This is a genomic window from Streptomyces sp. NPDC002835 (genome assembly GCF_053591995.1).
Genome location: NZ_JBSFUW010000012.1, coordinates 171035 through 182610, shown reverse-complemented (window position 1 = coordinate 182610; position 11576 = coordinate 171035). Strand labels below are relative to the sequence as shown.

Sequence of the window (11576 nt, the reverse complement as noted above, 5' to 3'; positions counted from 1 at the left end):
TGCCCGCGGCAGGCAGGCTCGGATCAGAGCGAGGCCGGGACCGTCTTCTTGACGGGTCCGGCCAGCTCCGTGAGCGGGCCGAGGTCGTGCATGTACCGGGTGCCCAGGGTGACCTCCACGTAGGTCTCGCGGTACGTGGTGGTGAACCGGGGGCCGGCGTCGCGCTCCTCCAGCAGCCAGTTGACCCCGTCCACATCGACCCCCTGGCCCTGCGGATCGCTCATCCCCACCGGCCGGGGCACGCCGCAGCGCAGTACGATCGCGGCGTCGCCCCAGCCGGCGGTGAGTTCGGACGACGGCTCGGGGTCGTCGCGGTTCCGCCCGTCCACCGACTCGGGCAGCTCGCCGTCCAGTGCGCGGCACAGGGCTGCTTCCTCGGCCGGGGGGCTGGGAACCGCGATCGGCGGCGAAGCGTCCGTGGAGGAGCAGCCCGCGGCGGCGACCAGCACGGCGACAGCGGACAGGAACAGGGGCCGGCGGCGGAAGGACGTCACCGGCCAAGCGTAGACGGGGGCTACAGGTGCACGACGGGGCAGGTCAGGGTCCGGGTGATGCCGTCCACTTGCTGGACCTTGGCGACCACCATGCGACCCAGCGCGTCGACGGTGTCGGCCTGCGCCCGCACGATCACGTCGTACGGGCCGGTCACATCCTCGGCCTGGATCACGCCGGGGATCTTCGCGATGGTCTCGGCGACCGTCGACGCCTTGCCCACTTCGGTCTGGATGAGGATGTACGCCTGTACCACGGAGCCTCCAGCTCGGCACGAGGATCATGTCCCCTACCGTCGGTGGGGAGATCCCGGGAAGAGGGGTCGCCACGGTATCGCGTCGCCGCGGGCTGCGGGGAGACCCTCGCGGCGGGCGGCGCCCGCAGCGTGGCGTACGGCGAACAGAAGTTGACGTGTCTCTTGACGGTACCGACAGCAGTGGCGGCCCGCGAGCGCGCAAGCAGCGCGCGGCGTCCACGACAAGGAGAGGTGACTCGGTGAAGGGAACTGTGGGCGAGTTGGGGGAGTTCGGCCTCATCAGAGAGCTCACCTCCAAGCTCACCACCACCCCCGCGGTACGGATCGGGCCCGGTGACGACGCCGCGGTCGTGGCCGCGCCCGACCGGCGGGTCGTGGCCAGCACGGACATCCTGCTGGAGGGGCGGCACTTCCGCCGCGACTGGTCCACCGCGTACGACGTGGGGCGCAAGGCCGCCGCGCAGAACCTGGCGGACATCGCCGCCATGGGTGCGGTCCCGACCGCCCTGCTCCTCGGACTCGTCGTCCCGGCCGAACTCCCGGTGACCTGGGCCACCGAGCTCATGGACGGCATCCGCGACGAGTGCCAGGTCGCCGGGGCGGCCGTCGTCGGCGGCGACGTCGTGCGCGGTGACACCATCACCATCGCCATCACCGCCCTCGGGGACCTGCGCAACCACGAACCGGTGACCCGCGGCGGCGCGCAGCCCGGCGATGTCGTCGCCTACACGGGCTGGTTGGGCTGGTCCGCGGCCGGCCACGCGGTCCTCTCCCGAGGCTTCCGCTCCCCGCGCGCCTTCGTGGAGGCCCACCGCCGGCCGGAACCGCCGTACCACGCGGGCCCCGCCGCCGCCGGGCTCGGCGCCACCGCCATGTGCGACATCAGCGACGGACTCGTCGCCGACCTCGGGCACATCGCGGAGGCCAGCAAGGTCCGGATCGATCTGCGGTCCGGGCTGATAGACATCCCCTCGCAGATGAACGACATCGGCCAGGCCGTCGGCGTCGACCCGCTCCAGTGGGTGCTGACCGGCGGAGAGGACCACGCGATCGTCGCCACCTTCCCGCCGGACGCCAAACTGCCCGCCCGCTGGAAGATCATCGGCGAGGTGCTCAACCCGTCCGCGCTGCCGCAGGTGACCGTCGACGGGGCGCCCTGGACCAACAAGGGCGGCTGGGACCACTTCGGGGACATCGAGGACGGCAAGTAGATTCCCCGGTATGGACATACCCCCTCGCGTGCTCACCGTCGCCGGCTCCGACTCCGGCGGCGGTGCCGGCATCCAGGCCGACCTCAAGACCATGCTGGCCCTCGGCGTGCACGGCATGAGCGTGCTGACCGCGGTCACCGCGCAGAACTCCCTGGGCGTCCAGGGCGCGTGGGAGCTGCCCGCAGAGGCCGTCCGCGCCCAGTACCGCAGCGTCGTGGACGACATCGGCGTCCAGGCCGTGAAGACCGGCATGCTCGCCTCGGCCGAACTCGTCGAGACCGTCGCCGAACTGCTCGCCGGCACGGACGCGCCCGTCGTCGTCGACCCGGTGGGCGTCTCCAAGCACGGCGACCCGCTGCTCGCGGCCTCCGCGCTCGACTCGGTACGGACGAAGCTGCTCCCCACGGCCACCGTGGCCACGCCCAATCTGGACGAAGTGGCCCAGCTGACCGGGATCGAGGTCCGCGACGAGACGGACATGCGCCGCGCCGCCGACGCCGTCCTCGGCTTCGGGCCGCGCTGGGCCCTGATCAAGGGCGGTCATCTGTCCGGCGACGCGGTGGACCTGCTCACGGACGGCGGCGTGGAGCTGTGGCTGCGCGCCACCCGGCACGACAACCGCCATACGCACGGGACGGGCTGCACGCTCGCGTCCGCGGTGGCGTCGGGCCTCGCGAAGGGGCTGACGGTGCCGGCGGCGGTCCGGACGGCCAAGGACTACGTCACCGGGGCGATCGCGGCCGGGTTCGCGCTGGGCGCGGGCATCGGGCCGGTGGACCACGGCTGGCGCTTCCGGACGCCGTAGCGCCCGCCTCCGGACCCGTGACGGGAAAGGCGAAAGCCGGCCCACCGAGGTGGACCGGCTTTCAAGGCAACCGCAGGGGCTGCGCTACGACGAAGCGTCGGCGGGATCTTCCCCGCTGACGCGGGGGAGCATCACTTAGCGCGAGACCTTGCCGGCCTTGATGCACGAGGTGCAGACGTTGAGCCGCTTCGGCGTCCGACCGACCACTGCACGCACACGCTGGATGTTGGGGTTCCAGCGACGAGACGTACGGCGGTGCGAGTGCGAAATGTTGTTGCCGAAGCCCGGCCCCTTGCCGCAGACGTCGCAGTTGGCAGCCACGGGTCACTCCAAAGACTTCAGATGCACTTACAGTGAATTCCGGCGCGCCGGAATCAGAGATCTGAAGTGGCTTGCCGGGGGAATGGCCCGATTCTCATCGGGCAACTGGAGCAGCATACATCCACTGTCTCCGAGACACGAAACCAGCATCCGCAGGCCGGCTCCGGCCCGCCCCCGACCCGCTGCCGGACCCGGCCCCGGTCTACGCTGCGGGACGACCCGCGGCCCCACGGCGTCCGCAGCCCCGTGCGGCCCACCGGGGCCGGCCCGGCCGCACAAGGAGGATCACCCGGTGCCGCAGAGTCTCGACGCATCGGCCGTCCGCGCCTGGTGCTCACTGGCGCTGGAGTCCCTGGGCCGGGAGCGCGAGGAGATCGACGCGATCAACGTGTACCCCGTCGCGGACGGGGACACCGGCACGAATCTGTATCTGACCGTCGAATCGGCCAACCAGGCCGTGGAAGCGGTGTTCGCCGCGCACGAGACCGGCGGTTCGGCGCCCGCCCTCGCCGATGTGATCCGGGCGATGGCTCACGGCGCCCTCCTCGGCGCCCGCGGGAACTCGGGGACGATCCTGGCCCAGCTCCTGCGCGGCATGGCCGAGCGGATCGGCGACGGCGACCACCTCGCCGGGGCCCTGCGGCGCGCCGCCGAACTCGCCCGCGAGGCGGTCGCGCACCCCGTGGAGGGCACCATCCTCAGCGTCGCCGGCGCGGCGGCGGACGCGGCGGGAGCCGCGGACCCCGCCCCTGCCGACGCGGTACGCGCGGCGTACGCCGGCGCCCGCGCCGCGCTGGACGCCACCCCGCGGCAGCTCGCCGTACTGGACCGCGCGGGGGTCGTGGACGCGGGCGGGCGCGGCCTGCTGATGGTCCTCGGTGCCCTGGTCCAGGCGGTCTGCGGCGAGGCGCCGCAGGTCCCCGTGCTCCTCCACAGCCGGCCCACCCGGCCGGACCCCCAGGACCCGCCGGCCGCCGGCTCCTGCGCCGACGGCGGCCCGGCCTTCGAGGTGATCTACCTCCTGGAGGCGGACGACGCGGCCGTCGCCCGGCTCCGCGCCCGGCTCGACGTCCTCGGCGACTCCCTCGTCGTCGTCGGCGGCGACGGCCTGTGGAACATCCACGTCCATGTGGACGACGCCGGTGCGGCGGTGGAGGCGGGCGTCGAGGCGGGCCGGCCGTACCGGATCCGCATCACGCACTTCGACACGGCGGCAGAGGCGGGCCCGGACCCCCGTGAGCAGGCGCAGCGGGCCGTCGTCGCCGTGGTGCAGGGCGAGGGGCTCGCGGCGCTGTGCGGCGAGGCCGGCGCGACCACGGTCCTCACCCGCGCCGGGGAGCCGCCCGCCAGCGGGGAGCTCGTCGAGGCGATCCGCCGGGCGCACGCCCGCGAGGTGGTCCTCCTTCCCAACGACACGGCCCTGCGTCACACGGCCGCCGCGGCCGCCGAACAGGCCCGCGCGGAGGGCGTCCGCGTCGCTCTGATCCCGACGCGTTCCGCGGTCCAGGGCATTGCGGCCCTCGCGGTCCACGCCCCGGACCGCCGCTTCGACGAGGACGTCGTCGCCATGACGGCCGCCGCCGGCGCGACGCGCTACGCCGAACTCGCGGTGGCGGAACGCCAGTCCTGGACCTCGGCGGGCGTCTGCCAGGCGGGCGACGTACTGGGCCTGATCGACGGCGACGTCGCGGTGATCGGCGAGGACGTCACGGAGACAGCCCTCACCCTGCTGGACCGCATGCTCTCCTCCGGCGGCGAACTGGTCACCCTCGTCCTCGGCGGGACGTCCCCGCAGGGCCTGTCGGCCCGTCTGGAGGCCCACGTCCGGGAGGGGTACCTGGCGGTGGACACGGTCACGTACGAGGGCGGCGACCGGGCGACGCCGCTGCTGATCGGCGTCGAGTAGCCCGCCTGCACGGGGCAGTCCCCGCGGACGACCGCCGCCCCGCCCGTGGTTCGTCCACAGATGCGCGACGAGTGTCGGTGGCGTGGTGTGGAATGGAACGCGTGCCCGCGCTCGACGAACCCCTCAAGAAGACGCTCGGAGCCGCCACCGCGAAGGTGATGGCCGAGCATCTCGATCTGCACACCCTCGGTGACCTGCTGCACCACTATCCGCGGCGGTACGCGGAGCGTGGCGAGCTGACCTCCCTGTCCGAGCTGCCGCTCGACGAGCACGTCACGGTGGTGGCGCAGGTCGCCGACGCGCGTGTCCACACCTTCAACCAGGGCCGCGGCCGGCGGCTGGAGGTGACGATCACCGACGGCAGCGGCCGGCTCCAACTGGTCTTCTTCGGCAAGGGCGTCCACAAGCCGCACAAGGACCTGCTGCCGGGCACCCGCGCGATGTTCGCCGGCAAGGTGTCCGTCTTCAACCGCAAGCTCCAGCTGTCCCATCCGGCGTACGAGCCGCTGAGCGGCGGCGCGAGCGCGGCCGACGCGGTGGACGCCTTCGCCCATCAGCTCATCCCGATCTACCCGGCCTGCAAGCAGCTCGAGTCCTGGAAGATCTCCAAGGCGATCGACGCGGTGCTGGACCGGGCCGTCGAGGCAGTGGACCCGCTGCCGCCCGCGCTGCGCGAGGGCCGTGGCATGGCGGCCCTGCCGGACGCCCTGCGCAAGATCCACCGGCCGCGTACCAAGGCGGACATCGAGACGGCCAGGCAGCGGCTCAAGTGGGACGAGGCGTTCGTCCTCCAGGTCGCCCTCGCCCGCAGGCGGTACGCCGACACCCAGCTGCCCGCGGTGGCCCGCCGCCCCGTCCCCGGCGGACTCCTCGACGCGTTCGACGGCAGACTGCCCTTCACGCTCACCGAGGGCCAGCAGTCGGTCAGCAAGGAGATCTTCGACGACCTGGCGACCGAGCACCCCATGCACCGGCTCCTCCAGGGAGAGGTCGGCTCCGGCAAGACGCTGGTCGCCCTGCGGGCCATGCTCGCCGTCGTCGACGCGGGCGGCCAGGCCGCGATGCTCGCCCCCACCGAGGTCCTCGCCCAGCAGCACCACCGCTCGATCACCGAGATGATGGGCGAGCTCGCGGAGGGCGGGATGCTCGGCGGCGCCGAGCAGGGCACCAAGGTCGTGCTGCTGACCGGCTCCATGGGCGCGGCGGCCCGCCGGCAGGCGCTGCTCGACCTGGTGACCGGTGAGGCGGGCCTGGTGATCGGCACCCACGCCCTGATCGAGGACAAGGTCCAGTTCCACGACCTGGGCCTCGTCGTGGTCGACGAGCAGCACCGCTTCGGCGTGGAGCAGCGCGACGCCCTGCGCTCCAAGGGGAAGCAGCCGCCGCACCTGCTGGTCATGACCGCCACCCCCATCCCGCGCACGGTCGCGATGACCGTCTTCGGCGACCTGGAGACCTCCGTCCTGGACCAGCTGCCGGCGGGCCGCTCGCCGATCGCCAGCCATGTGGTGCCGGCCGCCGACAAGCCGCACTTCCTCGCCCGCGCGTGGGAGCGCGTGCGCGAAGAGGTGGAGAACGGCCACCAGGCGTATGTGGTGTGCCCCCGCATCGGCGACGACGACGAGCCGAAGAAGAAGACGGCGGAGGACGAGGCGGAGAAACGTCCGCCGCTCGCCGTCGTCGAGGTCGCCGACCAGCTCGCGAAGGGGCCGTTGAGCGGGCTGCGCGTCGAGGTGCTGCACGGGCGGATGCCGCCCGACGACAAGGACGCCGTGATGCGCCGCTTCGCCGCGGGCGAGGTGGACGTCCTGGTCGCCACCACCGTCATCGAGGTCGGGGTCAACGTCCCCAACGCCACCGCCATGGTGATCATGGACGCCGACCGGTTCGGCGTCTCGCAGCTCCACCAGCTGCGCGGCCGCGTCGGCCGCGGCTCGGCGCCCGGCCTGTGCCTGCTGGTCAGCGAGATGCCGGAGGCGAGCCCCGCGCGTCAGCGGCTGGCCGCCGTCGCCGCGACGCTCGACGGCTTCGAGCTCTCCCGGATCGACCTCGAACAGCGCCGCGAGGGCGATGTGCTGGGCCAGGCCCAGTCCGGGGTGCGCTCCTCGCTGCGGATGCTCGCCGTCATCGAGGACGAGGAGGTCATCGCGGCGGCCCGCGAGGAGGCGGTCGCCGTCGTCGCCGCCGACCCGGAGCTGGCGCACCTGCCCGAACTGCGCGTCGCGCTGGACGCGCTTCTCGACACGGAGCGGGAGCAGTATCTCGACAAGGGCTGAGAGACTGGCCACGTCAGCCCGTACTCGTGACGGGGCGCCGTCGGCTCCCGCACGTAAGCCCTTTTCCCCGCACCAGAGGCAAGCCCGCACAGAGAGGCAGAGAGGCCCTTCATGACCCGCGTGATCGCCGGCACCGCCGGCGGACGCCGCCTCGCCGTCCCGCCCGGCACCGGCACCCGCCCCACGTCCGACCGTGCCCGGGAGGGGCTGTTCTCCAGCTGGGAGGCCCAGCTCGGCACCATCGCGGGCGCCCGCGTCGCCGATCTGTACGCGGGCTCCGGCGCCGTCGGCCTGGAGGCGCTGTCCCGTGGCGCGTCCCACGCCCTGCTGGTCGAGGCGGACGCCCGCGCGGCCCGCGTCGTACGGGAGAACGTACGGGTGCTCGGGCTGCCCGGCGCGGAGGTCCGGACCGGCAAAGCGGAACAGATCGTCACAGGACCGGCGCCGGAAGCCCCCTACGGCGTGGTCTTCCTCGACCCGCCGTACGCCGTCACAGATGACGATCTTCGCGAGATCCTGCTCACACTCCGTCTTCAGGGCTGGCTCACGGACGATGCTCTCGTCACCGTGGAGCGCAGCACCAGAGGCGGAGAATTCAAGTGGCCCATGGGCTTCACTCCACTGCGGTCCCGTCGCTACGGCGAGGGAACGCTTTGGTACGGTCGCGCCGCCACGTGCGAAGACGCACCATGACCGGACCGGAGAGCGAGGGACTTCAGTTGCGCCGCGCAGTCTGTCCGGGGTCGTTCGACCCCATCACCAACGGACACCTCGACATCATCGCCCGCGCCTCCAAGCTGTACGACGTCGTACATGTCGCGGTGATGATCAACAAGTCGAAGCAGGGGCTGTTCACGGTCGACGAGCGGATGGAAATGATCCGCGAGGTCACCCGTGACTACGGGAACGTCGTGGTGGAGTCCCACCACGGCCTCCTCGTCGACTTCTGCAAGGAACGCGACATCCCCGCGATCGTCAAGGGGCTCCGCGCGGTCAGCGACTTCGACTACGAGCTGCAGATGGCCCAGATGAACAACGGCCTCTCGGGCGTGGAGACGCTGTTCGTCCCCACCAACCCGACCTACAGCTTCCTCTCCTCCAGCCTGGTCAAGGAGGTCGCCGCCTGGGGCGGCGACGTCTCACATCTGCTGCCGGCGACGGTCCACCGGGCGCTCGTCCAGCGGCTCGCGGAGAAGGGCTGACGGACAATCCGTCATCCGGTGCCGGGCGGCCGCGGACTGGCCGTACAGTCGTGCCCGTCCGTCTCCAATCCGCAGTAGAGAGTGGCGAACCACGGTGGACGTGCAGAAGAAGCTCGACGAGATCGTCGAAGTGGTCCAGGGCGCCCGCTCCATGCCCATGTCGGCGTCCTGCGTGGTCAACCGCGCCGAGCTGCTCGCCATGCTCGAAGAGGTGCGTGACGCGCTTCCCGGCTCGCTCGCCCAGGCCCAGGAGCTCATCGGCGGCCGCGAGGAGCTGGTCGACCAGGCCCGCCGCGAGGCCGAGCAGATCATCCGGTCCGCCCGCGCCGAGGTCGGCTCCCTGGTCTCCGACACCCAGGTCGCCCGGCAGTCCCAGGACGAGGCCGACCGCATCCTCTCCGAGGCCCGCCGCGAGGCCGACGAGATCCGCGCGGAGGCCGACGACTACGTCGACTCCAAGCTCGCCAACTTCGAGGTCGTCCTCACCAAGACCATCGGCTCGGTCGACCGCGGCCGCGAGAAGCTCCTCGGCCGTGGCCCCGGCCTCGACGAGCAGGGCTACGCCGACGAGGACGCACCGGAGCCGAGCGACGACCCGCAGACCCTCATCCAGCGCGCCGACCAGTACGTCGACACCAAGCTCGGCGCCTTCGAGGCCGTGCTCACCAAGACCCTGGACGCCGTCGGCCGGGGCCGGCAGAAGCTGCACGGACGCATCGCCACGGACGATCTCGGCGCGCACATGGCCGCCCAGGACGCCGCGGGCCACCAGCACACCAGCGACGCGGACTACCTCGCCGGCCTCGCGGAGATCGCCGAGCCGGCCCCCGAGCGCGAGCGCCAGGACGCGTACGCCTACCGGCAGCCCGAGCCCCAGCCGCCCGCCCAGCCCGACCCGTACCCGTACCAGCCGCAGGAGGCGTACGCGGGCTACCAGCAGCCCGACCCGTACGCGGCGGGCGGATACGGCGGCCAGGACCAGGCGTACGGCCAGGAGACGTCGTACGGCAACTACCAGCACCAGGGCGCGTACGGCTACGGACAGCCCCAGCCGCCCGTCCCGGCGCAGCCGCCCGCGCCCCCGCAGCACCAGCCGCAGGCGCAGCAGGGCGCCGCGCTGGACGAGACCAGCCTGTTCGACACCGGCATGATCGACCTGGATCAGCTGAACCGCTACGAGCAGGGGCGCTGAACGGCCCGGATTGGGTCTATCGCGGCAGTTGAAGTACCCTGGTCCTTCGGTCGCGCGTAGTTCCGCGATCCCGGCTGCCCGCTTCGCACCGCGAACCGGGACGGCCCTCCCCACGAACCGAAAGCAGGAAGTCCCCTGAGCACGCGCCTCGACCATCGCAACCCCCTCGTGTTCGACACGCACGAGCTGGGGCGGCGGCCCGGTGCGCTCCAGCGGATCTCCCGCACGGTCGACGCTCCCAAGGACCTCGGCATCGCCGATGTCGTCGGTGTGCCGGAAGGCGCGCCGGTGGAGCTGGACCTCCGCCTCGAGTCCGTCATGGAAGGTGTGCTCGTCACAGGCACCGCCCGTGCGAGCGCCGAGGGGGAGTGCGTAAGGTGTCTGGAGCCGCTGCGCCATGACGTCGCCGCGGACTTCCAGGAGCTGTTCACGTACCCCGACGCCGACGACAGGGGCCGCACCGCGGAGCCCGTCGACGGCGAAGAGGACGAGGACAGGCTCTTCATCGAGGACGGCCTGTTCGACCTCGAACCCGTGCTGCGTGATGCGGTGGTGCTCGCACTGCCGATGCAGCCGGTGTGCCGGGAGACCTGCGAAGGCCTGTGCCCCCAGTGCGGGGTCAGGCTGGACGAGAACCCGGACCACCACCACGACGCCGTCGACATCCGTTGGGCGGCACTGCAGGGACTCGCCGAGACCATTCAGGACGGCGAGAAGGACAACATGGGCGGCGCCGAAGCGGGCGTCGACGAGAAGCAGGAGAAGTAGCCGTGGCTGTTCCGAAGCGGAAGATGTCGCGCAGCAACACGCGCCACCGCCGGTCGCAGTGGAAGGCTGCGGTCCCCACCCTGGTTTCGTGTGAGCGTTGCCAGGAGCCGAAGCAGCAGCACATCGCGTGCCCGAGCTGCGGCACCTACAACAAGCGCCAGGTCCTCGAGGTCTGAGCGGCCGGTGAGAGGCGCGATGTCTGAGTCCAGCAAGACGGACAATGCCTCGTCCCACACGCTTCTGGAAGGGCGGCTCGGGTATCAGCTCGAGTCCGCCCTTCTGGTGCGTGCGCTGACCCACCGTTCGTACGCGTACGAGAACGGCGGTCTGCCCACCAACGAGCGTCTCGAGTTCCTCGGGGACTCCGTGCTCGGCCTGGTGGTCACCGACACGCTGTACCGCACCCACCCCGACCTGCCCGAGGGACAGCTGGCCAAGCTGCGGGCCGCGGTGGTCAATTCGCGTGCGCTGGCGGAGGTCGGCCGCGGTCTGGAACTCGGCTCCTTCATCCGGCTCGGCCGTGGTGAAGAGGGCACGGGTGGCCGGGACAAGGCATCCATCCTCGCCGACACCCTTGAAGCGGTGATCGGCGCGGTCTATCTCGACCAGGGCCTCGATGCGGCGTCCGAGCTGGTGCACCGGCTCTTCGACCCGCTGATCGAGAAGTCCTCCAACCTCGGTGCGGGCCTGGACTGGAAGACCAGTCTCCAGGAGCTCACCGCGGCCGAGGGTCTCGGCGTCCCGGAGTACCTGGTCACAGAGACAGGCCCGGACCACGAGAAGATCTTCACTGCTGCCGCCCGCGTCGGTGGTGTCTCGTACGGCACCGGCACCGGCCGCAGCAAGAAGGAAGCGGAGCAGCAGGCGGCGGAGTCCGCGTGGCGGGAGATCCGTGCCGCCGCGGACCAGCGCGCGGCAGCGGCCCCGGCCGCGGCCGCCTCGCCCGCCGAGGAAGAAGTGGACGCCGACGCGGACGTCGACGTCCCCTCCGAACCGGCACCGGCGGACCGGGCCTCGGCCTGACGTCCGGCGCTCCGCCGACCGACAGCAGTATCTGTGCGGCCCCCGCCCTCCCGGCGGGGGCCGCACAGCTCTCCCACCTCTTTTCCGCCCGCCGCCACCCCGGCGGTACGCTGCGGGCGTCATC

Annotated in this window: 13 protein-coding genes; 10 read left to right on the top strand and 3 right to left on the bottom strand. The window is 72.1% G+C overall.

All coding sequences use genetic code 11. From position 1 onward, the window contains the following. Positions 1–23: 23 nt before the first annotated feature. Both ACWD01_RS16170 and ACWD01_RS16165 read right to left on the bottom strand, forming a co-directional pair. The gene (locus ACWD01_RS16170; protein WP_451162188.1) at positions 24–494 is read right to left on the bottom strand and encodes a DUF3515 domain-containing protein; all 471 of its coding nucleotides are present in this window, start codon (positions 492–494) and stop codon (positions 24–26) included. Positions 495–514: 20 nt separating this feature from the next. Next, positions 515–748: an Lrp/AsnC family transcriptional regulator gene (locus ACWD01_RS16165; protein ID WP_326785316.1), complete on the bottom strand. Its 234-nt coding sequence runs from the start codon at positions 746–748 to the stop codon at positions 515–517. Positions 749–987: 239 nt separating this feature from the next. On the opposite strand from ACWD01_RS16165, the gene ACWD01_RS16160 reads away from it, so the two are divergent. Together ACWD01_RS16160 and thiD are read left to right on the top strand one after the other, a co-directional pair. Beyond that, positions 988–1959, top strand: a complete 972-nt coding sequence (locus ACWD01_RS16160; protein WP_451162186.1) for a thiamine-phosphate kinase — start codon at positions 988–990, stop codon at positions 1957–1959. A gap of 10 nt (positions 1960–1969) precedes the next feature. Beyond that, the gene (gene thiD / locus ACWD01_RS16155) at positions 1970–2764 is read left to right on the top strand and encodes a bifunctional hydroxymethylpyrimidine kinase/phosphomethylpyrimidine kinase (protein WP_451162184.1); all 795 of its coding nucleotides are present in this window, start codon (positions 1970–1972) and stop codon (positions 2762–2764) included. A gap of 135 nt (positions 2765–2899) precedes the next feature. Here the strand turns inward: thiD and rpmB are convergent, their stop codons facing one another. Beyond that, a complete protein-coding gene (gene rpmB, locus ACWD01_RS16150; RefSeq protein ID WP_003957616.1) occupies positions 2900–3085 on the bottom strand; it encodes a 50S ribosomal protein L28 in 186 nt (61 codons plus the stop codon). 292 nt (positions 3086–3377) lie between these two features. Here rpmB and ACWD01_RS16145 point away from each other — a divergent pair, with 292 nt between their 5' ends. The 8 genes from ACWD01_RS16145 (at position 3378) to rnc (ending at position 11452) form a co-directional block, all read left to right on the top strand. Then, entirely contained in the window at positions 3378–4991 is a 1614-nt protein-coding gene (locus ACWD01_RS16145; protein WP_451162181.1) for a DAK2 domain-containing protein, read from the top strand. 92 nt (positions 4992–5083) lie between these two features. Beyond that, positions 5084–7267, top strand: a complete 2184-nt coding sequence (recG, locus tag ACWD01_RS16140; RefSeq protein ID WP_451162179.1) for an ATP-dependent DNA helicase RecG — start codon at positions 5084–5086, stop codon at positions 7265–7267. A 111-nt stretch (positions 7268–7378) separates the two neighbouring features. Beyond that, positions 7379–7960 carry a 16S rRNA (guanine(966)-N(2))-methyltransferase RsmD gene (gene rsmD / locus ACWD01_RS16135; protein ID WP_451162177.1) on the top strand — a complete coding sequence of 194 codons (582 nt, stop codon included), beginning with the start codon at positions 7379–7381 and terminating at the stop codon, positions 7958–7960. A 26-nt stretch (positions 7961–7986) separates the two neighbouring features. Next, positions 7987–8469, top strand: coding sequence for a pantetheine-phosphate adenylyltransferase (coaD, locus tag ACWD01_RS16130; RefSeq protein ID WP_356895778.1), 483 nt, complete (start codon positions 7987–7989; stop codon positions 8467–8469). Positions 8470–8563: 94 nt separating this feature from the next. Then, entirely contained in the window at positions 8564–9661 is a 1098-nt protein-coding gene (locus tag ACWD01_RS16125) for an ATP synthase F0 subunit B (RefSeq protein ID WP_451162175.1), read from the top strand. 135 nt (positions 9662–9796) lie between these two features. Continuing rightward, a complete protein-coding gene (locus ACWD01_RS16120) occupies positions 9797–10429 on the top strand; it encodes a YceD family protein (RefSeq protein ID WP_451162256.1) in 633 nt (210 codons plus the stop codon). 2 nt (positions 10430–10431) lie between these two features. Further along, positions 10432–10605 carry a 50S ribosomal protein L32 gene (rpmF, locus tag ACWD01_RS16115; protein WP_026165248.1) on the top strand — a complete coding sequence of 58 codons (174 nt, stop codon included), beginning with the start codon at positions 10432–10434 and terminating at the stop codon, positions 10603–10605. Between the two features lie 19 nt (positions 10606–10624). Continuing rightward, positions 10625–11452 carry a ribonuclease III gene (rnc, locus tag ACWD01_RS16110; protein ID WP_451162173.1) on the top strand — a complete coding sequence of 276 codons (828 nt, stop codon included), beginning with the start codon at positions 10625–10627 and terminating at the stop codon, positions 11450–11452. Positions 11453–11576: the final 124 nt, after the last annotated feature.